General features: G+C 54.4%; 25 protein-coding genes. 7 read left to right on the forward strand and 18 right to left on the reverse strand.

Translation table 11 applies throughout. The features are described from left to right. Positions 1 to 238 precede the first annotated feature (238 nt). The 7 genes from G461_RS0114830 to G461_RS0114860 all read left to right on the forward strand — a co-directional run bounded on the left by G461_RS0114830 (position 239) and on the right by G461_RS0114860 (position 7,879). Entirely contained in the window at positions 239 to 1,429 is a 1,191-nt protein-coding gene (locus tag G461_RS0114830; RefSeq protein WP_157360332.1) for a BamA/TamA family outer membrane protein, read from the forward strand. A 147-nt stretch (positions 1,430 to 1,576) separates the two neighbouring features. Next, complete coding sequence (locus G461_RS0114835; RefSeq protein WP_026972418.1) at positions 1,577 to 2,695, forward strand: HlyD family secretion protein; 1,119 nt, start codon at positions 1,577 to 1,579, stop codon at positions 2,693 to 2,695. Between the two features lie 10 nt (positions 2,696 to 2,705). Beyond that, positions 2,706 to 3,713: a DUF2955 domain-containing protein gene (locus G461_RS0114840; RefSeq protein WP_245587183.1), complete on the forward strand. Its 1,008-nt coding sequence runs from the start codon at positions 2,706 to 2,708 to the stop codon at positions 3,711 to 3,713. A gap of 21 nt (positions 3,714 to 3,734) precedes the next feature. Further along, on the forward strand, positions 3,735 to 4,802 hold the full coding sequence (locus G461_RS0114845; RefSeq protein WP_026972420.1) for an AI-2E family transporter: 1,068 nt from the start codon (positions 3,735 to 3,737) through the stop codon (positions 4,800 to 4,802). Then, the gene (locus G461_RS0114850) at positions 4,799 to 5,455 is read left to right on the forward strand and encodes a potassium channel family protein (protein ID WP_026972421.1); all 657 of its coding nucleotides are present in this window, start codon (positions 4,799 to 4,801) and stop codon (positions 5,453 to 5,455) included. The genes G461_RS0114845 and G461_RS0114850 overlap by 4 nt, the downstream gene beginning before the upstream one ends. A 303-nt stretch (positions 5,456 to 5,758) precedes the next feature. After that, entirely contained in the window at positions 5,759 to 7,240 is a 1,482-nt protein-coding gene (locus G461_RS0114855; RefSeq protein WP_026972422.1) for a multiheme c-type cytochrome, read from the forward strand. A 48-nt stretch (positions 7,241 to 7,288) separates the two neighbouring features. Next, positions 7,289 to 7,879, forward strand: a complete 591-nt coding sequence (locus tag G461_RS0114860) for a NapC/NirT family cytochrome c (protein WP_035480418.1) — start codon at positions 7,289 to 7,291, stop codon at positions 7,877 to 7,879. A gap of 81 nt (positions 7,880 to 7,960) precedes the next feature. On the opposite strand, the gene G461_RS0114865 is transcribed toward G461_RS0114860, so the two are convergent. The 18 genes from G461_RS0114865 to phnC all read right to left on the reverse strand — a co-directional run bounded on the left by G461_RS0114865 (position 7,961) and on the right by phnC (position 24,443). Then, positions 7,961 to 8,596, reverse strand: coding sequence for an alternative oxidase (locus G461_RS0114865; RefSeq protein ID WP_026972424.1), 636 nt, complete (start codon positions 8,594 to 8,596; stop codon positions 7,961 to 7,963). 170 nt (positions 8,597 to 8,766) lie between these two features. After that, positions 8,767 to 10,317, reverse strand: a complete 1,551-nt coding sequence (locus G461_RS0114870) for a sensor domain-containing diguanylate cyclase (RefSeq protein WP_026972425.1) — start codon at positions 10,315 to 10,317, stop codon at positions 8,767 to 8,769. A 185-nt stretch (positions 10,318 to 10,502) separates the two neighbouring features. After that, positions 10,503 to 11,669 (reverse strand): endo-1,4-beta-xylanase, encoded by a 1,167-nt coding sequence (locus tag G461_RS24380; protein WP_051333592.1) that lies wholly within the window; start codon positions 11,667 to 11,669, stop codon positions 10,503 to 10,505. A gap of 154 nt (positions 11,670 to 11,823) precedes the next feature. Continuing rightward, positions 11,824 to 13,044: an MFS transporter gene (locus G461_RS0114880; protein WP_211236282.1), complete on the reverse strand. Its 1,221-nt coding sequence runs from the start codon at positions 13,042 to 13,044 to the stop codon at positions 11,824 to 11,826. A gap of 37 nt (positions 13,045 to 13,081) precedes the next feature. Then, on the reverse strand, positions 13,082 to 13,729 hold the full coding sequence (locus G461_RS0114885) for a DapH/DapD/GlmU-related protein (RefSeq protein WP_026972427.1): 648 nt from the start codon (positions 13,727 to 13,729) through the stop codon (positions 13,082 to 13,084). Next, the gene (phnP, locus tag G461_RS0114890; RefSeq protein WP_026972428.1) at positions 13,726 to 14,511 is read right to left on the reverse strand and encodes a phosphonate metabolism protein PhnP; all 786 of its coding nucleotides are present in this window, start codon (positions 14,509 to 14,511) and stop codon (positions 13,726 to 13,728) included. Before phnP ends, G461_RS0114885 begins: the two co-directional genes overlap by 4 nt. Next, on the reverse strand, positions 14,508 to 15,101 hold the full coding sequence (phnN, locus tag G461_RS0114895) for a ribose 1,5-bisphosphokinase (protein ID WP_035480421.1): 594 nt from the start codon (positions 15,099 to 15,101) through the stop codon (positions 14,508 to 14,510). Before phnN ends, phnP begins: the two co-directional genes overlap by 4 nt. A gap of 20 nt (positions 15,102 to 15,121) precedes the next feature. Then, positions 15,122 to 16,258, reverse strand: a complete 1,137-nt coding sequence (gene phnM, locus G461_RS0114900) for an alpha-D-ribose 1-methylphosphonate 5-triphosphate diphosphatase (RefSeq protein ID WP_026972430.1) — start codon at positions 16,256 to 16,258, stop codon at positions 15,122 to 15,124. A 7-nt stretch (positions 16,259 to 16,265) separates the two neighbouring features. Then, positions 16,266 to 16,970 (reverse strand): phosphonate C-P lyase system protein PhnL, encoded by a 705-nt coding sequence (gene phnL, locus G461_RS0114905; protein WP_026972431.1) that lies wholly within the window; start codon positions 16,968 to 16,970, stop codon positions 16,266 to 16,268. Positions 16,971 to 16,981: 11 nt separating this feature from the next. Then, positions 16,982 to 17,845 carry a phosphonate C-P lyase system protein PhnK gene (phnK, locus tag G461_RS0114910; protein ID WP_342664371.1) on the reverse strand — a complete coding sequence of 288 codons (864 nt, stop codon included), beginning with the start codon at positions 17,843 to 17,845 and terminating at the stop codon, positions 16,982 to 16,984. Next, complete coding sequence (locus G461_RS24385) at positions 17,842 to 18,720, reverse strand: alpha-D-ribose 1-methylphosphonate 5-phosphate C-P-lyase PhnJ (RefSeq protein ID WP_035480424.1); 879 nt, start codon at positions 18,718 to 18,720, stop codon at positions 17,842 to 17,844. Before G461_RS24385 ends, phnK begins: the two co-directional genes overlap by 4 nt. Further along, complete coding sequence (locus tag G461_RS0114920) at positions 18,713 to 19,879, reverse strand: carbon-phosphorus lyase complex subunit (RefSeq protein ID WP_026972433.1); 1,167 nt, start codon at positions 19,877 to 19,879, stop codon at positions 18,713 to 18,715. Before G461_RS0114920 ends, G461_RS24385 begins: the two co-directional genes overlap by 8 nt. Then, positions 19,870 to 20,472, reverse strand: coding sequence for a phosphonate C-P lyase system protein PhnH (phnH, locus tag G461_RS0114925; protein WP_026972434.1), 603 nt, complete (start codon positions 20,470 to 20,472; stop codon positions 19,870 to 19,872). Before phnH ends, G461_RS0114920 begins: the two co-directional genes overlap by 10 nt. A 38-nt stretch (positions 20,473 to 20,510) precedes the next feature. After that, positions 20,511 to 20,957, reverse strand: coding sequence for a phosphonate C-P lyase system protein PhnG (gene phnG / locus G461_RS0114930; protein WP_026972435.1), 447 nt, complete (start codon positions 20,955 to 20,957; stop codon positions 20,511 to 20,513). Beyond that, positions 20,958 to 21,659 carry a phosphonate metabolism transcriptional regulator PhnF gene (gene phnF / locus G461_RS0114935; RefSeq protein WP_342664372.1) on the reverse strand — a complete coding sequence of 234 codons (702 nt, stop codon included), beginning with the start codon at positions 21,657 to 21,659 and terminating at the stop codon, positions 20,958 to 20,960. A 57-nt stretch (positions 21,660 to 21,716) separates the two neighbouring features. Then, positions 21,717 to 22,514, reverse strand: a complete 798-nt coding sequence (gene phnE / locus G461_RS0114940) for a phosphonate ABC transporter, permease protein PhnE (RefSeq protein WP_084429280.1) — start codon at positions 22,512 to 22,514, stop codon at positions 21,717 to 21,719. 75 nt (positions 22,515 to 22,589) lie between these two features. Next, positions 22,590 to 23,594 (reverse strand): phosphonate ABC transporter substrate-binding protein, encoded by a 1,005-nt coding sequence (phnD, locus tag G461_RS0114945; RefSeq protein ID WP_026972438.1) that lies wholly within the window; start codon positions 23,592 to 23,594, stop codon positions 22,590 to 22,592. 15 nt (positions 23,595 to 23,609) lie between these two features. Beyond that, positions 23,610 to 24,443, reverse strand: coding sequence for a phosphonate ABC transporter ATP-binding protein (gene phnC / locus G461_RS0114950; RefSeq protein ID WP_026972439.1), 834 nt, complete (start codon positions 24,441 to 24,443; stop codon positions 23,610 to 23,612). Positions 24,444 to 24,548 lie beyond the last annotated feature (105 nt).

Consider the following 24,548-nt stretch of genomic DNA (forward strand, 5'->3'; position numbering starts at 1 on the left):
AGTTAGTTTTGGCGCGTTACGGTTGGCTAAGTCCACAGCTAACACACCACCAGTATAGCCGACAACTCAACACAAAATCATACACTTAGCGTTTGCTACAAAGGCCGAGCTTACCGATACAGCAACCAAGCAAAACTGAATTTCTCTAAGTCCTACCTTCACCCTAACCACCCACCTAGAATCGTCGCTGATTTTCACATACCAACGCTCAACCTAACTCACCTCAACCTAATTCAACATGCGAGACTATCGAGACATGCCTTCGCTAATTTCACCACTTGTAAAGCTATATCAGATCGTTCGAATCACCTTACTAAGCTTGCTTACGCTGACCATCTACTCGCCCAGTTTGCTCGCCGAAGAGCACGCGCTTGAATACTACCCTGACGGTGATATTAAAGAGCAAAGCATGGTGATCATTCCGGTAGCAGCGGCTTTGAGTAGCACCGGGGTGATGGGCGGTGCGGTTGTGTCGGTTCCCCATATCGGGCAATCCAACACGCAACTGGTTGGATTTGGCGCGTACTCAGTCAATGACAGCTACATCACTTATCTGGGATATTTCAACTATGCATTAACACCTAATTGGAGTATCGATGTCTCAATGCTTCAAGCAGAGTTTATGGACTCGCCTCTAACAGGCAATACTGGCTGCGTTGACGGCGACAAGGCAGCGTATCTGCAACGCGACTGGTATCTAACCTTGCGAAGAAGTTTGCCCACCCTTAGCGCCAGAACGGATTTTGAACTCGAGCCTTTCTACAAAACCAGAGACATTCGCTCCAGCTACACCGCAGGTGAACACGGTAAAAGTTATGGTGTGAGCTCAGGGATAGTTCAGGACACGCGCGATAACCAAGCCTCCCCCGGTAACGGCTACCTAGCAACCGGGAGAGTGCTGCGCGACTGGGGAGGCGCTAAGCGCGCAGCATACACCCGCTGGGAAGCCCAGTACGCACGCTATTTCGACCTCGGTAAGTCGGCCTTATTTAGGCAACAAACCTTAGCCCTAAGTGCCTACTTGTCAGACATACCCACGTGGCGCAATCACGATGGCGCGAGTCAACCTGACTGGTTTGCCCAGTCTGTACTGGGTGGTTCAGAGCGAATGCGCGGTTACGAAGATGACTACTTTCACAGTCGCAGCGCGGTGCATTATGCGGCGGAGTATCGCGTGATCCCGCAGTGGCAGCCTCAATCACATATTCCCTTGGTTAACCGTTACCAGTTTCCATGGTGGCAGGTTGCGCTGTTTGCAGAACTTGGCGACGTGGCGCCGCACTTTAGTCTTCAAGAGCTGCATCGCGGCCTAAAGTGGAGCGCAGGCTTTGGAGTGCGGGTGTTTGTGGAGAACATTGTCGCGCGCGCGGATTTTGCGTTTAGCGATGTGGATACGCTGTTTCGTTTTGCGGTAAATCAGCCGTTTTAGTGTCAGTTTGGTTCGCTGTGGTTGACCATCACGTGACCTAAGTCACTGAGCGCAAAGCCATCTAATGACCTTGAACTAAATACACCACGGTCTATGCTTGATTTGCCAGTAATTACATAACTATTCCGCGCAAGTAAAAGGACTTACATGAGCGAATCAGAGCAAGCAAACCCAGAGTCAGCGAATGCGTCCGAGCAAACCGGCGCGCCAGATAAGGTGCGTAAGCTGACCAATATCTTGGTCATCTCAGTGGTCGTTATCTTCCTGTTTAGTGTTATCGCCGATCGGATTATCCCCATTACCGACAACGCCCGGGTTAAAGGCTATATCGTGCCCATTAAGCCGGAAGTGTCAGGCACGGTATTAGATATCGTCGTTCAGCCCAATCAACTGGTTAATCAAGGCGACCCGCTTGCCCTACTCGACCCGGCCGACTATCGCATTGCCGTTCGCCAAGCCGAGCAGAACCTGGAGATCGCGGGGCAAAACGTTGGCGCACAAACGGCCAATGTTGCCGCAGCGCAAGCCAGACTGACCTCCGCCATGGTCGAACAAGCTAACACACAACAACAGGCTAGCCGGGTGCTGGCCATGGCCGACAAAGGCGTGGTCTCCCGGGCGGAAGCGGATAACGCTCGGGCAGCGCTGGCCAGCGCCAAAGCTGGCGTATCCAAGGCGCAGGCCGATCTTGAGCAAGCCAAGCAGCAAATGGGTCAGCAAGGCGAGGAAAACAGTCAGGTCAAAGCGGCGCTGCTGGCGCTAGAGCAGGCGCAACTCAACCTCGAACGCACCGTGATTAAAGCGCCGACCCAAGGCGGGGTATCCAACTTTAGCCTGTCGGAGGGGTTCTATGCCTCCGCAGGTCAGGCGATTATGACCTTCGTGTCCATCGAAGACATCTGGATAGAGGCCTATTTTAGGGAGAATAGCCTTGGCAACGTAACGGTCGGCGACGAGGTGGAAGTGGCGCTAGATTTCGCCCCGGGCAAGGTAGTGAAAGGCCGAGTAACCAGCATCGATTGGGGTATCGATTGGGGGCAAAGCAACCAAGCGGGTAAGCTGGCGCAAGCAAGCGAGCAAACCGGCTGGCTGCGCCAAACCCAGATGCTGCCGATCACCATTCAATTTGAGCGCGATGAGGTACGTGGACTACTACGTATCGGCGGCCAAGCCGACGTGATTGTATACAGCGGCGACAACTGGCTGTTTAACACCTTAGGTAAGGTGTGGATCCGCCTGCTTAGCCTGTTCTCTTATGTCCGCTAAGAGTCTCGCTGTGACCAGCTCGTTCGATGCGGCAACTCAGCGGCGAGTGCTTCGTTACACCCTCGGTGTGATGACTGCGGTGTTGCTGGCAGCTTGGATCAACTGGCCACTTGCCTTCGTGGCGCCAGTGTTTACCGCCAAGTTTCTGCTGGATAAGTCGCATTTACATACAGCGACACTCTACGAGTTGCTGCTTGCATTGATTGCCACCATGGCGATGGGGCTGCTGCTGTCGCGCAGCATCACCCACTACCCCATTCCGTTACTGATTCTGGTCGGGTTGGTCATGCTGTGGAGTTACTACCTGTTTAGTCATCCAAAGTGGAACCTGTTCAGTACCATGCTGCTTATTGCGGTACTGGTGCTGCCGTTTATGGCCATATCCAATCCGGGCATATCGGTAATGTTAGCGCTAGGTCTGGCGACATCGGGAGTGGTGGCAGTACTGGTGTTCGCGCTGATGCACCTTGTCATTCCCGAGCCGAAGCAACAGTTCGCTGGTTTCGCGCCACCGGCAATCAACTACTCGCAACGTTGGAAGATGGCATTTAGGGCGATGATCGTGTCCTTTCCCATCGTTTGTTACTTCTTTATCTTTCAGATCTCCGAAGCGCTGCTCACCATGATATTTATCGCGATCCTGTGCTTTATGATCACCTCGGAGAAGTCGGTTAAGATCAGCATGTTTCTTATCTTCTGCAACGCATTAGGCGGGGTACTCGCAGTCGCAACCTACTCAGTGCTTTCGGTTGTGCCAAACCTTACTTTCTACACGCTACTTATCGGCTTAATGGCGATAAGTATCGCAAAACGCATCTACAGCGAGCCACAGAAAGCCCCTATTTACGCCACTGCCTTTAGTACCGTACTAGTGCTCATTGGCAGTACCCTAATGAGCGCCGGCGATATTGAAAGCAATGCCATTATCAGGGTTGGCCAATTGGTCGCAGTCAGCCTGTACATGGTGTTTGTGTCGCTGTTTCTCGAATCGCGGCGGTGGAAGCCGCTGTCCGACTAAGCCCTATGCCAAGGATGCCCTATGAAAACTGATGCCAATCCATCACAGCAGGTAATCGACAACGCACTCAAACTATTGGCCATTGTGGTTTTGCTGGCATGGTGTTTTGCGATCCTGCGGCCGTTTATCATGTTGATCGCCTGGGGGGCGATCATCGCAACCGCCTTGTACCCAGTCGCCTTGGTGATCGCCGGTAAAACCCGACTCAGCGAAGGCAAAGCCAGCAGCCTGCTCAGCTTGATCGGCGTGATCTTGCTACTGATCCCCTTGGTCACACTCTCTACCGGTATTTACACCAGCGCTAGCGAGCTGTTCACTGGCTTGCAAGATGGCACTCTGGTCTTTCCCAAGCCGAAACCGAACATCCAAGAGCTTCCCATCATCGGCGACAAGCTATATGCGATGATGACTCTAGCAGCAACCAATCTAGAAGGCGCATTTACCAAATATGGCGACGAAATTCGCCAGCTAAGTAGCAGCGCAGCCTCAGTTGTGGGCTCTCTGGCTGGTGGGCTGCTGCAGTTTATCATTGCCACCATCATCGCTGGTGCGTTTATGAACCATGCAGGCGCGTGTAAAACCGGGTTAATGCGCCTTGTCAATCGCATGACCCAAGGCGCTGGACAAAGCTTGGTTGAGCTATCTACCGCCACGGTTCGCGGCGTTGTCCAAGGCGTGATTGGCGTGGCGGCCATCCAATCGGTGCTTGCGGCTATTGGCTTAGTAGTCGCCGGCGTTCCCGCTGCGGGGATCTGGGCACTTGGCGTCCTGCTGATTGCCATCGTGCAGTTACCACCGATACTGGCTCTGCTGCCAGCGATTATCTATTTGTTCAGCGTGGGGACCACTACCACCGCCACGCTGTTTTTAGTCTGGTGTATCTTGGTAAGCGGTAGCGATGCCGTGTTAAAACCGATGCTGCTAAGTCGCGGCTCCAATGTGCCAACGCTGGTGATACTGCTCGGCGCACTGGGCGGTATGGCTATGTCTGGCATTATCGGCCTGTTTGTAGGCTCAGTAGTGTTGAGTTTGGGCTATCAACTATTGAGTAGCTGGCTGAGCCATAACAGCACCGAGGAGAGCCCATGAGATCCCTCAACGCCGGCGACAACTTCTATTTTTTGTTCTTCGCGCTACTGGCTTTGATTTTTGGCTGCGCAGTCATGCAGCAGTTCTATCCTCAGGGCCAAAAGACCTTTTTAGGGCTGATCATTGTCACGCTGACCGTGGCGGTGGCTGGCGTAAATCGGCAGCGAAAGATGCTCAGGACATGGTATGGGGTACTGATTGCGACCATGGCAGTATCTGGCGCATTCTCGTTTTTTGAAGACTATGACTTATCGGTAGTCACACTCGCGGCCCTGCTGTTCTTTCTCATCGCGCAAATTGTTGCGGCGGTGAAGCAAGTTGCGCTAAGTGACTCAGTAACACGCAACCATATCGTCGGCTCTGTCTGCATCTACATGTTGCTGGGGCTTAGCTGGACAGTCTGCTACCTGCTGATTCTTGAACTGCTACCCAATGCCTTCAATGGCCTGGATGCCCTACCTTGGCTAAATAACCTGTTCAATGCCATGTACTTTAGCTTTATCACCCTGACAACCGTTGGCTACGGCGATATCTCACCAACCCTACCCATTGCGCAGTTCTTTGTGTTTATGGAGTCCATCGTCGGAAGCTTTTATCTCGCGATATTGGTTGCCAGCTTGGTGAGCCTGCGCTTGACGCAAGCCAAGCGTTGAGCGCGTTTAGATAATCACTTGCCACCCCACCTAAAGCGCTTTTTTACAGCGCTCAGTGCGAATGCTTCTCTTTTAGCCTCTTGGATTTCAGAAACTTACCTCGAGTTGATATACCCCCAAAGTAGTAGTTTTGATTTATGTCAATAAGTGGTCAGTTTACCGTGCTGGAGCAGCGAGGCGGATCACAATTTACCCATAGATAAATAATGGTTATTTGCCAAAATAGTCACATAGAGTTGATGGTTATTTGAGCTGTATAACTTTCTTCCGGTCAATCCAGGGAAGCAATATAGCGAGGCCAACATGGACACCTTCCGCCGATACAACCCGCTGCACACCTGCATGATGGGTGTTGCTTCGGTTCTTTTGCTGTTATTCACCCTCCTTCCAGCTACTGCGCAAGCCACGCCTAAGGCGCTGGTGATGAAGCCCTTTGCGCAACTCTCTGATGAGAGCAAAGAGTGTGCAGCCTGCCACAAAGACAGCAACCCTTCTATTTACGCTCAATGGGGGCGCTCTAAGCACTATGGGGCTAACGTTGGCTGCTACGAGTGTCACCAAGCCACGCCCGATGACCCCGATGCGATCACTCATGAAGGGCATAGCATTGCTGTGATTGTGTCGCCCAAGGATTGCGCCAACTGCCATACCCAAGAGGTAGAAGAGTTTGCAGCCAGTCACCACGCGAAGGCAGGTCAGATCATCGGCTCGCTGGATAACTTCTTGGCTGAAGTGGTAGAAGGTGCACTGACTATGAATGGCGAGTCTCCGGCTGCCGTCAATGGTTGCTGGCAGTGCCACGGCTCAGAGGTCAAAGTAATGGAGAACGGCGATCTTGACCCAGCCACCTGGCCGAACACCGGTATTGGCCGGATTAACCCGGATGGCTCGGTAGGCGCCTGTACTGCCTGCCACCAGCGTCATGAATTTAGCATGGTGCAGGCACGCCGGCCGGAAGCCTGCGGGAAGTGTCACCTTGGCCCAGACCATCCGCAAAAAGAGATCTACGAAGAGTCGAAGCACGGCATCAACTTCTTCGCTAACGTCGATCGGATGAATCTGGACTCGGGCAAGTGGATCGTTGGCGAAGACTATGACGCCGCGCCGACCTGTGCCACCTGTCATATGTCAGCCACCCGCGAGCTGCCGATTACCCACGATGTTGGCGACCGTATCTCCTGGACACTTCGCCCAGCGATTTCCGAGAAGATTGACGCCAAAGCGATCGCCTCTGGCCAAGAGACCAAATCCTGGCAAGCGCGCCGGGCGGATATGGAAAAGGTATGTGATTCGTGCCACACCAAATCAATGGTCGACAACTTCTATCAGCAGTTCGACTCCTTGGTCGAGCTGTATAACGACAAGTTTGCTCGCCCGGGTAAAGCGTTGATGACCGTGCTCAAAGAAGAACAGATGATTACCGACACCGGCTTCGATGAAGAGATTGAGTGGACCTGGTTCTACCTATGGCACCACGAAGGTCGCCGCGCCCGTCACGGCGCTGCCATGCAAGCGCCCGACTACGTGCAGTGGCACGGCATGTATGAAGTGGCTGAACGCTTCTACATCGAAATGGTGCCACAGTTCCTTGAATTGGTAGAACACGCCGAGCACGAGGGTAATGTGGAAGGCGCCGAGCGTGCCCGTGCAGTACTCGATGAGATTCTCGCTAGGCCGGAGCATGCTTGGTTTAGCGGCAATGAGCCAGAAGAAGTGAAAGCTGCTCGCAAAGAAGCCCAGGCCGCCTTTAAAGCGCGCTATGTCGAGGACAACAAAAGCCACTAATTAACAGATGGAGGGGCTGGTCCCCTCCTCTGTTTGCTCGGAGGCCTTATGGGCGAGTCTCAATCTAAGTTCAAAAAGCTTAAGTTTAAAAAGCTTAAGTTCAAAAAGCTGTGGGGGTGGCTAAAACGACCTTGGCTGCTGGGGATCCCTATAGGTATTTACTGTATCGTGCTGGCAGGCGCGTCATTTCAGGGCGCAATGGTGGCCTCTAACCACAACGAGTTCTGTTTTAGCTGCCACCTCAGCATGGATACCATCGTTCAGGAGTACAAAGCATCACCTCACTTCATTAGCGATGACAACGTGCCCGCCACCTGCGCTGACTGCCATGTGCCGCATGATTACGTCGCCAAGCTCAAAGTAAAGATTGCTGCCACCGCCGATATCTACCACATGCTTAAGGGCACCATTACCAAGGAGAACTTTGAAGAGCATCGGCCGCGACTTGCCCAAGAAGTATGGGACCATATGGTGGCAGACGACTCAGCCAACTGCCGCCACTGCCATCAAGGCGACAACTTTGATTTGGCCACGCAGCCGCAGCGTGCCCGGCTAAATCATGAGCAAATCGAAGAGCGCGGCGAGACCTGCATCAACTGTCATACTGGCATTGCGCATAAGCGTATCGTAATCAAATAACACCCTATGCAATTGATAGTGCCCGCTGAACTAGCGGGCATTTTTTGTTGGGCTCGTTAACATCAAACCGTTGCAAGAACGCTATAGCAAATGCTCTGGCAAATCGCGGCTTTCGTAGGCATTGGCAAAGCTGTGATTGCGGTCGCGGTGCCCGGCTTCATCTAGGCGGATCCGCACAACCACGTCGCGCAAGGTCGCGTCACTTGGCAAGTTGTAGTAGTTGATGGCAAGTATCGGTGCGGCAATGTTCTCTACTGTGCCGTTGTCGATAGCTTCTAGGTATTCGGTGTAGCTCTTACACGCTTCTTCCTCAAAATACCCCACGATACGGTGGGCGGTTTTGGAAGAGACAAGGTAGATGATGCCATAGAAGAAGATAAACACGCCCTGCCCCAATAGCACCAACATGCGCTCTATCCAGTTAGGTTTGGCGATATCCAGAAAGATCATCAAGTGCATACGCTCGTTTTCGGCCTCGTCCAATAACTCACGGATCCAACCTTCGTCATTTTTCATCCTGCGCAGCGCTTTGAGGTGGTTAAACATCCCCGCCACCATACCCGGAACAGCAGCGATGGTCTCTAAGATGACAGCCCGTTTGGCCAGACGCTCGCCATAGAAGATGTTCAAGACAAACTTGAGAAACTTGGTGACCTTGAGTGCGATACGCTCGGATGTGCGGGTAGCGCTGTGATGGGCAAACTGAAAATCAGACATACCTTACCTCTTAGTATTGTGAGAGCGGATGCAAGGGGTTACATCCCTTAAGAGCTAACGTGTGGATTGATAGTGTGGTTTAACCCTTTGGATTATTGGGTCTTTGACTGCAGCGCCGAAGAAGTGATGAGTGCATGGAACGGGTAATCGCTAGGGCACAACTCAAAGGACTATGGCAGTAGTGAAATACAGCGATCGCGCCCCGCGGATTTTGCTTGATATAAGGCCTTATCGGCACGTTTTAGTGCGCTATCGATCTCTTCATTGACCAGCAGTTGTGTGGCCCCGGCACTGGCAGTCACAGTGAGCCGCTTGCCGCTAACCGGTGCTACTCGCGTTGCCTTTAACACCCGATTGGCGAATGCCTCAGCGCCATTGATGTCAGTGCGCTCCAACATGGCAAGAAATTCCTCACCGCCATGGCGGCTGACCAAGTCGACGTTGCGACTGACGTTTTTAAGCACTTTAGCAAAGGCTTGGATGACCTCATCACCGGTGTGGTGACCATAGTTATCGTTAACCGATTTGAAGTGATCCAAGTCGAACAGTACCAGCGACATTGGCTCATCGAATCGCTGATGGCGCATTCGCATCTCTTCGCTACGGGCCGACATAGCGCCGCGGTTAAGCAGGCCGCTCAAGCTATCGTGGGCAGCCACATAGCGTTGAAACACCAAGCTGCGCCGCAAGCGGTATAGTAGATACAGCGACAGCAGCAGCAGGTGCATCAGCACCAGCTCGTAGCTGATATCCCATAGCGTCGCCCACACCAAGGTGCTGGGATAAATGTACGCGATTAACTGGAGTTGCCCATCAAGCAAGGGATAGCGCAACACCAAAGGCTCGTTGCCCAACCACGTGGTATCCCACTTACTGAGAAAATCTCGATAGTCTAACTCCGAGGTTAGCTGCTCGTCTGACAGCACAACGCTGGTCGCTAACACCTGATTCTGACGACTGGTCAGAATAAACTCGCCAATGCTTCCCTTCCAAAGCGCTTCAGGCGCCCAGGCGCGTTGGCTAACATCGACGAACATTGCGCCTTTGAATACGTCGTTGACCAGTACCGGGCTGGCAATGGAGACCACTAAGCCTTCCCCCGCCGCATCCTGATAGGCATCGCTTACCACCGGATTGGCAGTGGGGTTATTCTCTGGTAGCAGCAACTGCCAATGGTCGCTGGCAAAGGTATCCTCGGTCAGCTGGTACTGGTCTACGCTGACTCCCGGCACAATGTAACTGAACTTGGCCAAAGAGGTATAATAGGTCCATACCAAGCCAAGCCGCGGTTCCGGGCGGATCCCTAACGCGAGCGCCGCACTGAGCTCTTGAAACTGCTGACCATCCAATCGTTGATAGTGCCCGAGTCCCAGTAAACTGCCGTTGATGTTAAAGCGCGACGAGTATTCTGGATCGATGCCAAAGTTGTCGTATTGAGGAAAATAGTGAAGGAAGCTGGCCGCGGGGTGATACAAGGCCTGAAGCTCTGCCAGTTGGATGTTCTTGGACATTTGCTGGCTAAGCGAGCTAGCATAAGACTGCGCCATCAGGAAGTCGTCTTCGATGGTCGCGGCCGCTTCCACCGAGCTAACCTTGAAGCTCTCCAACACCTGCTGGCGATTGGCTACACAGTACTCGATAAGTACAAATAGCCAAACGCTGATAAGGCATAGCTTAACAACAAACGATCTGGAGATTGGCCAGTTTCGGTACTTTCCCATAACACCCTGTTTAGAATTTAAACGCTCATCGCCGACCCATATACTCGTACAACCTCAAGGTGCTTGCTCGGGTATATTGTCACCATGTTAACTATAGATGCGTTTCAGTCTGCTTTAGCTCAGATTGCTTTTGGGAAAACTAAAAAGGCGCTTGATAATTAGCGCCTTTTGCCATGTAACAAGATTTACTGGGCAGTGATTAGCGCTTGCTCTACCCCCTCAATGGCAGGTTTTTGCTTAAGATCTTGGTCAAACAGTAAGGGCCAGTCATCGTGCCCGGTGTGATGTGGGATCCAGCTATCGGCATCGCTAACGCCCCAGAACGACACGCCGCCCTGTTGCTCACTGGGCACTTCCTCAAGATACGCAGCCACGATTTGCTGATAGCGCTCGAGCTGCTGCTCGGCCATCGCTGCAGTGAAGCGGGAGTTTTGCCCATTCGGGTTCATCTTCAGATCCAACTCCGTGATCTTAACCAGCAGACCGGTTGCGGCGGCGCGGCGAAAGGCACTGCGAATACTGGTGATATCAGGCCAGTTATAGTCGACATGCATCTGAAAGCCGATGCCATCGATTGGCACGCTGTCGGCCAGCAAACCTTCGACCATGATTATTAACGCATCCATCTTAGGGCCATTGGCCGAGATGTTGTAATCGTTGTAGTAGAGGGGCACGCTACTATCGGCCTGATGCGCCGCGCGAAACGCCGCTGCGATAAAATCCGCGCCTAAGTTCTGATAGAGCACCGAGTTTCGGTAGGGATAGGTCGCGGCACTATCACCACAGTAACTATCGTTGGCGCTGGCACAATCCGACAGTGCCTCATTCACCACATCCCAGCTCACTACCTTGCCGTTAAAGTGGGAGGCCACATTGATAACATGATCATCCAACATCGCCTGCCATTGCCCGGCATCGCCGTCGAACTGCTCCATCCATGTAGGCATCTGCGAGTGCCATACCAAGGCGTGCCCGTGTACTGTTAGGTTGTTGTCCAGCGCCCACTGAACCAGCTGATCGGCCCACTGCCACTCAAACACCCCTTGCGCGGGCTGAAGGTAACTGGATTTCATGATGTTCTCAGCGGTGATTTGATTAAAGTGCTGAACCACCACATCTTGCAAGTCAGGTCGCTGTAAGATGTCGTTAGAAAAGTAGTCGTAGTAGGCAGCGGGCACCGCAACGCCCAGAGGCATGTCAGTTAGGGCCTTCAAGCTTTCAACCATCGGTTCTCTTATTGGCTCATCGCCGCCTTGATCGCCCCCGCTACTACCGCCACAAGCAGCAAGGCTTAAGCTCATTACAATCAGTGACTTACGAAATAACTTGGTAACTAAATCTGTGTCTAACACGGGCATCCTTACTCATAGCTAACGTTACTCTGCCAGTTAAAAGCAATTCCCCAACGTGCTGTATTGCGAAAGCCTTTATTGAGTTTTACGATATCTATCTTCGTGAGCTAGCTGCCAAAGCGCTGATACCTCACGCTCAAAAATTGCCCGCCTTTCATTGATTGTGTGAGCCCACAGCCACTTTCTGGCTAACCGGGTCTCGGCTTTGTGTTTGCAGGTGTCTGCGAGCGACGGCGGCGATAGCCAATACCCCGCACGATGCCGCCACAACCATCACCAACGAGATCGATGGCCAGCCGAACATGCTCCACAAACTGGCACCGAGCAGTGGCGTAGCTGCTGCACAAAGCATATAAGGCAGACTAAGCATGCCCGAAATTTGGCCAAAGCCTTTCTCGCCAAACAGCTCTCGCAGTAGCACCGGGCGTAAGATGCTGGTTACCCCGTAGGCACTACCTTGCAGCGCCACAAACGCAAAGGCCAAATACCAAACCTGTTGCTGCGCCACCAGCAACAGGCTGGCAGCGAACAAACAGGCAAAAGAGACCATGGTGAGCTGCAAGGCGCTCAGACGATTACCGGCAAACAGCATCAGCACCCTGCCCAATACCTGCATCGGCCCCACCATCGCCATAAGCTGGACCGCAAGCCCCGCACTGATACCGCTAGACTCCATCCCGGGGATAAAGAAGCTGATAACCAGATAGTGGCTAATGGCAACGGTAGAAAAACCCGCTGCCACCAGCACAAGCAAACGACGGTCAATCTCGGGTAGCCGTGTTTTATTATCACGCGGAGCGAAACGCGCGCGCGTCAGATTGCTATCTTGGCGGAGTATGCGAAGACCCAAGTAAAACAGCGGCACCGTCACCAATAAGGTAAAACTGCCGAGCACTTGCACGGTAGTGGTCCAGCCAAGGTTGTTCACCGCATAGTGGCAAAAAGGGTAACTGAGTGTGCCGGCAAAACCGGCCATCAAGGTCACCGAGGTAATCGCCGAGCGCGCCTTTGCTCCCCGGTAACGGGTCAACACGCTAAAGCAAGGTTCGTACAAACATCCGGCCGCGGCGAGGCCAGCTATCAGGCATAGCACGAGATATTGCCAGTAGTGGGTGACAGCGCCTAGCGCAAGTAAACACAGCCCGCCGAGGGTGGCGGAAATGGTTAATACCGCTAGCCCAAAGCCCCTGTCAATTAAACGGCCGATAAACGGCGCAGCAAGGCCCATCATCAACATAAAGCCGGTAAATGCGCCGGTGATCAGCGGTAAACTCCAGTCAAAGTGAGCATGGGTATCGGCAAGCAGTGCTGGGAACGAGTAATACAGCGCCGCCCATAACAGGGTTTGGGCGCTGCCAATTAGTACAGTGGACAAACGACTACGGTTCATGGCTACGTGACAGTTTGAGTACTCACAAGCCATCGGCCTCGCAAGTGCTCAGAAACTCGCCGGTGTCCTTCTGGAACAGGGGCAGCGCTGCCGCGATTTGTTGATCGCTCCAATCCCACCAAGCGATAGCGTCTAGCCGCGGGCCAAAACTTGGGTCAGCAAAACGCTCACGCAGCACCTTGGCGGGGTTGCCAACCACAATCGACCATGGGGGCACGTCCTTTGTCACCACGCTGCCTGCGCCGATAATCGCGCCATTGCCGACCTTGATACCAGGGAGCAAGATAGCGCCGTGACCAATCCACACATCGTGGCCGATTTCGACCCGGTCTTGTTTGCGCCAATCGAAGATCTCTTGGTCAAGCGCAGCGGGGTCCTCTGTCAAACCAAACTTTCCCGGTCGGTAGGTAAAATGGTGCAAGGTTGGGCGCCACCACGGGTGATTGCTTGGGTTGATCCGCACACTCGAGGCGATAGAGGTGAATTTGCCCACCTTGGTAAACATTAGGTCGCTGTCGTTTTGGATGTAGCTGTAATCACCCATCTCAACGTTGTTAAGAATGCAGCGCTCACCCACTTCGACCCAGCGCCCCCAAGTACAGGCGTGTACTTTGGCGCTGTCAGCGATTTTCGGGATCTCAGATAAGGTTGCCGATAAAGGCTGGTTCATAGCTCAAACTCCTGTCCATCTGTAGCGATCGATAACGATTCATCAAATCGATCGCCATGTTCCATAATCCAACGTTCAAAATGATGCCCAATGTGGGTTAACACCACGTGCCGGGGCCGCAACTGTTCGCGTATCTCTAGTATTTGCTCAAGGCAGCTATGGTTAAGCGGGCGTAGCTTGCTCTCCCCCGGTGGATAGCCGCAGTCGATAATCAGCGTGTCGATGGGGTGCAGTTTCAGCCATGCCAACGAATCGCGAGGTAGACCGGCGGTATCGGTAAGGTAGGCAAGGCGTCGCGGCGCTTCATCGCCAGATGAGGCGATCCGCTCAAACACATAGCCGAGGGTAGGCTTGCTGTGCGCTAGGCTAAGCGGTGTAATCGTCAGACCAGCCAGCTTAAAACTTGATTGGGGCTGTAGCGGCGGCTTAAACGCCAAGATCCCGCTGTGTTTGTACAAATCATCACAGCCGTTGGGGTCGCTCGGGCCAAACACCGGGATGGCCTCCCCCTCGCCCCAACGCAGATCAAACAGTGCCGATACGTGGTCCATATGGTAGTGCGTCAGCAGCACCGACTCGATGCTTCCGGCAGGAAAGCCCTGCTGTAGATCTTTGGCATTGGCATCGATGAGTAGATATTTGCCGTCAGCAACGCTTATCGCCGCAGAGCAGTGTTTGCGTTGAAACTGAGGCTGACAGCGTGCGCGTTGGCAGGCCTTGCAGTCACAGCCATAAACCGGGATTGTCGCGGCATTGCCCGTGCCCAGCAGGGTAAGTTTCATCGCACCTCCTCGACTGCCGTCCCACACTCCACGCTGCTTGCGCGTACGCGGCTTAAGACCCAAGGGTGGCGAGTAAACTGCGTTAAGGTATCCATTCTGTCTCCGGCACTGTTAATCAAGATAGCGTCACCCGGGCGTAGCTTGCGAAACTCTTCGGCTCGCTCAATACGGACGCGGATCTCACGCTCACTTTCTCGCCCTCGCGCCTGCAGGCGCTCAATCAAGGTAGCATTATCCACATCGATCACCACCGGTTGCAGTGCAAAGCCAAAATCACGACTGAGCTGCTCCCAATAGCCGCGAGAGCCATTGACCATCACATCGAAGCCTGCGCTTAGCCAAAGCTCTAACTCCTTGCCCACTGCGTACTCAAGCCCATTCGCTTGCCAATACAAACTAAACAAGCCTCCGGCCCGGCGCTGTTGAAACTCATCGGCGCTCAGCGCGATATGGTTCTCTCCACCTGCATCAGCATTGCGGGTGATATAACGATGGGCAACCAGAATTTGGGTATGGGCTCTAATGCCATCAAGAAAGCAGTCTTTGCCCGCCCCCGACGGCCCCATCAGATAATAAAGCGTACCGTGCATCAACTCCCTCGCTCCCTGTGCTAGAACACCTGACGGCCATTGCGCCATACGTGGGTGACATAGGGGCTGCCATGGTGCAGATGACACAGCAGCAGATCGGCCCGTTTGCCCTCGGCAATAAGCCCACGATCTTCCAGTAACAGCGCTTGTGCGGGGTTATAGGTCGCCAGCCGAGTGGCCTTCACCATGTCGTAGTCATTACTCTCATCGCTACTCAGTGCAAAGATTGCGTTGAGCAAACTTGCTGGGTAGTAATCGGAGGAGAGAATGTCTAACACGCCCATACTGGCGAGCTGGTGCGCAGCAACGTTCCCCGAATGAGAGCCGCCCCGCACCACGTTAGGCGCGCCCATTAGCACCTGCATGCCCAGTTGGTGGGAGCGTACTGCTGCGTCCACAGTGGTGGGAAACTCAGCAATCCCCATGCCCAGCTCCCAGGATTCATTGACATGCAATAGGGTGGCATCGTCGTGGGAGGCCATTGGGATCACCAGATCGCGGCAACGTTCACTCACCGCCACACGATTGGGGCGCGACCACTGCTCAGACAGCGCGATCTGTTCCTGCTCGAAGTGCTGTAGCTCGGCGTCGCTGAACTTATACTTGCCTTGATAGTACTCGCGGTACTTCTCGACATTAACAAACTGGCGTTGTCCCGGAGCGTGGTCCATCAGTGACACCAGCTTGATTGCCTCGACATCTGCGTAACGCTCGAACATACCCAGCGTAGTGCTATGGGGTAGCTCACAGCGCAGATGCAGAAAGTGGTCAGCGCGGTTTACCCCACGCTTTTGGCTCTCCACCACCGTTTCGATCAGCTTATCGACGTTTTTGCTACGGTCGCCAGTACCGCGGTAATCGCCCAGCGCCACCGCATCGAGCACCGTGGTAATGCCCGCCCCCACCACTTGCGCATCGTGGGCGCTCATGGCCGAAAATGGCGGCCAGTCTACTTTGGGACGCGGGGTAAAGTACTGCTCGAGATTATCGGTATGCAGCTCGATCAGCCCTGGCATCAACCAGCCCCCTTCACCATCGAAGGCGCTGGGGTGTTGCGATTGACTATCGGCCAGGCTGACAATGCCTTGCTTGTTAAACTCGATGGAGCCGCGCACCACTTCGTGTTCCAGCACCATATTGATATTTGTAATGATCATCGCACTACTACCCCTGCACCGTCGTATCTTGAGTACTCAAGTCATAGAGTCGGTCAGCGACCTGCTCCCGAACCTGACTATCATGAAAAATGCCAACAACAGCGGCGCCGCGTTGTTTGGCTTGGTCGATAAGCTCCACCACTGCGCTCGCATTGGTACTGTCTAAGGATGCGGTGGGCTCGTCGAGCAGTAGCACCGGGTAGTCGAGGATAAAGCCGCGAGCGATGTTCACCCGTTGCTGCTCACCACCGGAGAAGGTGGCTGGGGCCAAGGCCCACAGATGTGAAGGTACATTTAAGCGCTCCAGTAACTGTTGGGCCTTGTGCTTGGCGTGTTTGGCATCACCGCCGACATCCAGCAGCGGTTGCATTACCACATCCAGGGCACTGACCCGTGGGATCACCCGTAAAAACTGGCTCACCCAACCGATGGTGTTGCGACGAAGCTGTAAAATAGCCCGCGGCGTAGCGGATGCAATATCCAGCCAATAACCCTGCGTTTTCACCTCAATCCGCCCGCTATCGACCAAGTAGTTGCCGTACAGCGCGCGCAGCAGGGTCGACTTTCCCGAGCCAGAACGCCCGTTTAGCACCAAACATTCTCCTTGATTGACGCTAAAACTGGCCTGTTTTAACACCGGCAGTTCCACGCCTCCTTGGTTATGCAATACAAAGCGTTTGCTTACCTCACTCGCTCTGAGCATGGTTTCCATTCCAGATATCCTTAATTTTGAAGAACCGAAGACACCAGTAACTGGGTATAGGGATGTTGTGGGTCGTCTAACACCTGATCGGTGAGCCCGGACTCGACCACGCGGCTTTGCTTCATCACCATGAGCCGATCGGCCAACAGGCGGGCGACCGCAAGGTCGTGGGTGACGATAATCACCGACAGGTTTAACTCGTTGACCAAGCGACGTAGCAAATCCAGTAAGCGCGCCTGTACCGATACGTCCAGACCGCCGGTGGGCTCGTCCATAAAAATCAGCTGGGGATGAGTGACCAGGTTACGGGCGATCTGCAAACGCTGCTGCATGCCACCAGAGAAGGTGGTCGGCAAATCATCCACCCGCCCCTGATCGATCTCCACATCCGACAGCCAGCGCAGTGCTTGTTCGCGAATATTGCCGTAGTGGCTAAGGCCCTTGGCCATTAGTCGCTCGCCAATATTGCCACCGGCAGACACGCGGGGCCGCAGCCCATCCATAGGGTGTTGGTGGACCACGCCCCACTCGGTGCGCAGCAGACGCCTGCGCTCACTCTCGGGCATACCATAGAGATCATTCATTTGATCGCCTTGATCACCTTGCGCATAACCGCGGTACAAAACAGAACCTGCGTCTGGTTTAAGGCGCCCCGACAAGGCTTGCAGCAAGGTACTCTTGCCCGATCCGGACTCACCGACAATCCCCAGTACCTCTCCGGAGTAGAGAGCGAAACTGACCTCGCTGAAGCCCTTACCCGGTGCATAGAGCTTGCTCAGTGCATCTACCACCAGTAATGGGCGGTCGGCTTGGCCATGGATCTCTGCTTGAACCTTCATCTGAGCCGCACTAGGTCTTGAAATCACTGAATTGATCGCTGTCATTGTGCATACTCCTCGTCACTACTTAGCGGCTTATGGCTCTGCTGCTGGCCGCAGCAGTAATCGGTGTCAGAACAGATAAACACACTGCCCCCTTGGTCATCGATAACCACCTCATCGAGGAAGGACTCGGTCGAACCACAGATACTGCAGGGCTCATCCCAACGCTGCACCTCAAAGGGGTAGTCATCAAACTCAAGGCTCTGCACCTCGGTATAAGGTGGAATGGCGTAGATGCGTTTCTCGCGCCCAGCACCAAACAGTTGTAGCGCAGGCGAGTTATCCATCTTGGGATTGTCGAATTTTGGAATCGGTGATGGGTCCATAATGTAGCGGCCGTTCACCTTGACCGGATACGCATATGCAGTGGCGATATGCCCATACTTGGCAACATCTTCGTAGAGCTTGACCTGCATAATCCCGTACTCTTCCAGCGCGTGCATCTTCCGGGTCTCGGTTTCGCGCGGCTCGATAAAGCGCAGCGGCTCGGGGATTGGTACCTGATACACCAAAATCTGGTCACTCGCCAACGGCGCTTCCGGGATGCGGTGGCGGGTCTGGATAATGCTCGCCTCGGCGGTTTTTTCGGTGGTAGCGGCGTCAGCGACGTTCTCGAAGAAGGCGCGAATGGATACGGCATTAGTGGTGTCATCGGCGCCTTGGTCAATCACCTTTAGGGTATCTTGCTGGCCAATGATCGCCGCAGTGACCTGCACCCCGCCGGTTCCCCAGCCATATGGCATCGGCATCTCGCGCCCGCCAAAGGGGACTTGATAACCGGGGATCGCCACTGCCTTGAGAATGGCGCGGCGGATCATCCGTTTGGTTTGCTCATCGAGGTAGGCGTGGTTGTACCCGCTATTGAGTTGCTCAGACATCTTGCTCCTCCTGTGAAGAGATGGGCTCTGCGTGAGGAGCGTTGGTCAGTTGCTGGTCGTAGGCCTTGTGTAGATCGCGTAGCAAGGCCAACTCCGATTGGAAGTCCACGTAATGGGGCAACTTCAGGTGTGAGACAAAGCCTGCCGCTTCGACGTTGTCGGCATGGGCCAGTACAAATTCTTCATCTTGTGCGGGGCCATCAACCGCTTCGCCACGCTCACGCGATTGCAGGGCGCGATCGACCAAGGCCATCGACATCGCTTTGCGCTCGGTAAAGCCCATACTCAGGCCATAACCACGGGTAAAGCGCGCCCGTTGCTGCTCGCTGGCCTCGAAGCCGTTAATCATCTGGCACTCGGTCAGCTCTAGCTCGCCAATCTCAATCTCAAAGCCGAGCTCTTCACTGTCGAGGCATAAGCTGACCTTGCCGGAGCGGATCTCGCCAGCGAAAGGATGGTTGCGCCCATAGCCGCGCTGGGTGGAGTAGCCCAAGGCGAGCAAGTAACCTTCATCACCGCGCACCAGTTGCTGCAGGCGGGCGCTGCGATCGCAAGGGTAATCAATCGGTTGCTCAGTAATATCGCTGGGCGCTTGCTGCTGGTCCTGCTCTTCAACCACCAGTTGCAAACGCTCCAACATGCTCATCACTTGCGGGCAGCGGGTAAAGTCTTGCTCGGGCCGCGTGCTGTTATCTGCGCTGTGGCCTGAATTATGTTCTGCGTTTGCTTTCTCGCTTTGTGAAGAGTCGTTTTCGGCTAACAACGCGAAATCGAGCAAACGATGGGTATAGTCATAGGTTGGCCCCAGCACCTGACCACCGGGCAGATCCTTGTAGGCCGCCGAAATGCGCCGCTCCACCTTCATCGCGGTGGTATCGACCGGTTCTAGTACGGCCAAGCGCGGCAAGGTGGTGCGATAAGCGCGTAGCAAGAAGATTGCCTCCACCAGATCGCCAGCAGCTTGCTTGATTGCCAGTGCCGCTAGTTGCTTGTCGTAGATACCGCCCTCAGTCATCACCCGGTCTACCGAGCCGGCCAGTTGCTGCTCGATCTGTGCCACTGACAGCTCAGTAACGCGGCTATCGCCCCGGCGTTTTTGCGCCTGTAAGCGGTGCGCGGCGGCAATCGCCTGCTCACCCCCTTTTACTGCTACGTACATGCTAATACCTCTACAACAGTGGTTCTTGGCAGGGCCAGTAGCTCAGAGCCTGCGACAAACAGCAGATCCAGCCCTAAAGGAAAGCGCCCTTCGCGCAACGTATGTAGCCAGGCCGGGTCAAGGTCGCCCAAACAGATTTGCTGGCGCCCAGCTATGCCCGGGCCACTAATGGCCAAGGTGAGTCCACGATCAAGTTGATCGACCTCGATGATCACAGTGGCGCTGCGGTCCGGATACTCCTCGGAGCCGAGGGCAAAGTCCTTGGCCACATAAGCGCCATGGTCGCCCCGACCTATTACCGCAAAGCTAGCTGCGCGGGTCTCGTCAACCAGATTTACCCCGCAGTGAAAGTGCAGGTTTGCGCCTATCTCGGGTTGGTTCGCCAAGCGCGGTGATAGCCACAACGGCGTGCTGCCATCGCACAGGCTTAGTACCACCTCGCTGGCAGCGGCGCTCATATCGCCAAAACCAGGGTGTCGCCCCAAGGTGTGCCGACTGCCCGGCTCAGACAAGGCTGTTAGTACCTGGCGAAAACAGGCCTGAGTGTGGTGAACAACATCACGCATGCCTTCAGTAATACAGGTTTGTGTCATGGTGAAATCCTTAGTGTTTGGTTTGAATGCCCCACGGTTTAATCCTCGCCTCGCACCATGGTGAAGAAGTCCACCTTGCTGGTGGCAACTTGCTCGGCGCGCGCCGCATCTACCGCTTCTTTGGCTTGCTCTAACGGTTCAATCACTTGCTCGGTTAACAGGGATTGATACTTGGGTTGCTGCAACAGACCATCGAGCAAGGCCGCCAGCTCAGCATGGGCCTTATTGCGCCCCTGCAGGTAGCTACTGCCCAGCGTGCCGTTATTCAGCCTTACCGCAGCCCGGGTGATGGTGACATCGCCAATATTGAATTGGCGGCCACTGCTGCCAATGCGCGCTCGCACCTGCGCGAGGCCGATTTCGGGGGCGCGCACCACGGTGTAATCGGGCTGTAGTTCCAACTCTGTCCAACACTGCTGCAGTTTCGCAAAGTCGGCTTTGGCCAGTACCGACATCCAGCGGGCGCGTGATTTCAGTTGACTCATCTAGTGCTCCATTACCAGTTCGACGAAATCAGAGCGGGTGTTAGAACACGAATGCTCAGCGACGATCTGGGTGTCTTTGATCAGGTTGATGGTGTTGATTTTCAACACCGGGATGCTGTGATTGATTTGCAGCTGTCGGCACAATTCCGGGCTGGCGATTTGTGCCCTTACCCGGGTTTGCTTGCGCACCAACTGAATGCCGATCTCTTTGTTGATAAAGGCGTGTAATGAGCCGCATTTAAAGTGCTTGAGCACCGGCCACCAGCTCATATCGGCGAAGTAATGGTCGATAAGCGCACGCGGTACACCGTCGGTGCGGCGAAAGGTACGGATATGGATGATCTTGCTATCACAGCTCACACCTAGCCGCTCGGCTATCCGCTCGGAGGCCTTGATGGCGCGCGACTGCAACACCTCACAGCGTGGCAGGCTTCCCTGCTCTAGTACGTTGGCGGTGTAATGGGCGCCCGAATGCAGCAAGTAGTCGGCCGGGCGTGACAACACCATATTGCCCTTGCCTTGCTGGCGCAGCACCAAGCCCTGTGACACCAGCTCATCCACTGCCCGCCGCACGGTATGGCGGTTCACCGCAAATCGCCCGGCTAAAGTGGACTCCGATGGCAGGTAATCGCCCGGTCGGTAGTCTCGCAGCACCTCGCTTTCCAGCTCTTTAGCAATACTCATATACACAGCCACTTGCACGCTCCTCGTTGGCCATAACCGGCAGCTTGTCTAGACAAGTTGCCGTAAAAAAAGCGCTTAGATAAAGCGCTTGCGGATCACTTGCGACATAAAGTCGATGGCGCTAACCGTGATGATCACCACCAGCATAATTGCTGCGGTTTGCTGGAACTGGAAGCCACGGATAGCCTCCCACAGCAACACGCCAACGCCGCCAGCGCCCACCATTCCGACCACTGTCGCCGAGCGAACGTTGGACTCGAAACGGTACAAAATGAATGAGATCCACAGCGGCAACACTTGAGGAATTACGCCATAGACGATCTCTTCGAGCTTGTTGGCACCAGTGGCCCGAACACCTTCGACGGTGCCAAGGTCAATCGCTTCCACCGCTTCTGAGAACAGTTTGGCCAACACCCCGGTGGTATGTACAAACAAGGCCATAACCCCAGCAAACGGCCCTAAGCCAACAGCCACCACAAACAACATGGCAAACACCATCTCGTTAATTGCACGGGCGGCGTCCATCAGGCGGCGTACCGGTTGATAAATCCAGGCGGGAACAATGTTGTCAGCGCACAGCAGACCAAAGGGAATCGAGAACACCACGGCCAGTGCGGTTCCCCACACGGCAATCTGGATAGTGACGATGGTCTCTTCCAGATAGAGCTGCCACAGTGAGAAATCCGGTGGCACAAAGTCGGCGGCGAGCTCGGCCATATTGCCGGCATCGCGGATCAGCTGACCGGGGTCCATTTCGGCGCCATACCAAGACCACACCAGTACGGCCACGAGAACCAGCATTGAGGTGAATGTGAGCAGACTGATGCGCTGGGGAACTTGGTGCTCCAGCAGCTGCTTTTGACTCGCTTCCATGTACATCTTTTCCTTGTTAATGGGGCTGGGCGTTGCGCCCTGCCCCTTGTTTGTTGCGGCTAACAGGCGTCAGGCTTAGCTTGCGTTCATTGCATCCAACGCGGCCATTTGACGATTCAGCTCAGCCAGTTTGGCGTCGATGGCGTCCAGCTCCGCTTTGTCTGCGTCGCTCAGGTCGGCTTTGTTCATAATCACGCTGCGGTTTTTGAATAGCTGTAGCTGGCGGATAGGCAGCAATTGCAGGTCGCTAGAGGCTTTGAAGGGTGCCCAGTCAAGGCCCGCAAGTACGTCGATTTCCGCTTGGTTACCTGACTTGCCGTAGCTCATAAAGAAGTCGTACACCGCTTGTTTGGTCTCAACAGGCAGGTTCTTGCGCCATACGATGGGGTCGGAAGGGATCAGCGGTGACTTCCAAATGATTTTCAGGTCTTCCGCTTTCTCAGGGTTGTTGGCAGTAAAGCGAGCCACGTTTTCGGTGTTATTGGTGGCAACGTCCACCTGCTTGTTCACTACTGCGAAGGCGTTAACTTCGTGGCTGGCATTTACCGAACGTTTGAAATCAGATGGGCTGATTTGGTTTTGTGCGAACACGTAGTAAGAAGGCACCAGGAAACCAGAGGTAGAGTTTGGATCGCCGTTACCAAAGCTCAGATCGCCTCGGGCTGAGATCATATCTTCTACCGAGTTGATGGGGCTGTCTTTGTGGGTAATCAGCAAGCTCCAGTAACCCGGGTTGCCGGATGCATCCACGGTTTGGGCGAAGATTTCACCGCCTGCGCGATCCACCGCTTCCATGGCAGATTTGTTGCCGTACCACGCCACATCCACCTTGTCGAAGCGCATGCCCTGGATGATGCCGGCATAGTCAGGCGCGAAGAAGGCTTTCACTTCAACGCCAAGCTTTTCGCCCATATCATCGAGGAAGGGTTGCCAGGCAGCTTTCAGGTTTTGCTGTGACTCGGTTGAGATGATCCCGAAGTTAATCTTCTCAAGTGGCTGTTCGTCGGCAATTGCTGGTGCGCTGCTGACTGCGGCTACCATAGCCAGTTGAGTAAAGACCTTCTTAAACTTGCATAACATGTTGGTTAACTCCGTTTAGTTGTTATACGCAGGTTGTTGACCCAAACCTACGCCGCCGATACCGACTGGTTGCGTTGCTTGGGGTGTTTGAGATTGACTGGTATAGATAGAATCGAGCACCTCTTGGGTGCACTGTTCGCTGGGCCCGTCGAAGAACACTTCGCCGGCGCGCAGAGCGATAATGTGGTCGCTGTAGCTTTTCGCGTAATCGACCTGATGAAGGGTCACAATCACTGGGATCCCTTCACGTTGATTAATGTCTTTAAGCAGTTCCATCACGATCCGTGACGACTCGGGGTCTAGCGATGCAATCGGCTCGTCGGCGAAGATGATCTTGGCGTCTTGCATTAGTGCACGGGCTATCGCCACCCGCTGCTGCTGACCGCCGGACAAGGTCGACACCCGCTGCTGGGCAAAGGCGGCCATCCCCACTCGCTCAAGGGCCTGCAAAGCGCGCATTTGCTGCTCGCGGGTAAACTGGCCGCTTAAGGTGCGCCACCAAGGCGTTTGGTTCAGTGCGCCAACCAACACGTTGGTCATAACCGTGAGTCGATTGACCAAGTTGAACTGTTGGAAGATATAACCGGCGCGGGCTCGGCACTGGCGCACCTGCTTACTAGCTTTACCGACAGCTTGTACTTGGCTGCCAAGCACACTGACCTGCGCCATGGGATCTTTATCGGAATAGACCAAGCCACTGAGGTGGCGCAACAAGGTAGACTTGCCTGAGTCTGAGGGACCGAGTAAGGCGGTCATGCTGCCGTTGGTAATATCGAGATTGATATCTTTGAGCGCGTGTTTGTCGCCAAAGGTTTTGCTCAGTCCTTTGACCTGAATAATCGCTTCCATGTTGCTGCCTTGCTGCTTGAACTAACAGCATCTTGGCGGGCAACTATGAACTATTCATGGAGGTGAATTGACATAAATATGACACTCAGGAATCGATATCATACT

The organism is Aliagarivorans marinus DSM 23064, assembly GCF_000429485.1.
Classification (GTDB): Bacteria; Pseudomonadota; Gammaproteobacteria; order Enterobacterales; family Celerinatantimonadaceae; genus Aliagarivorans; species Aliagarivorans marinus.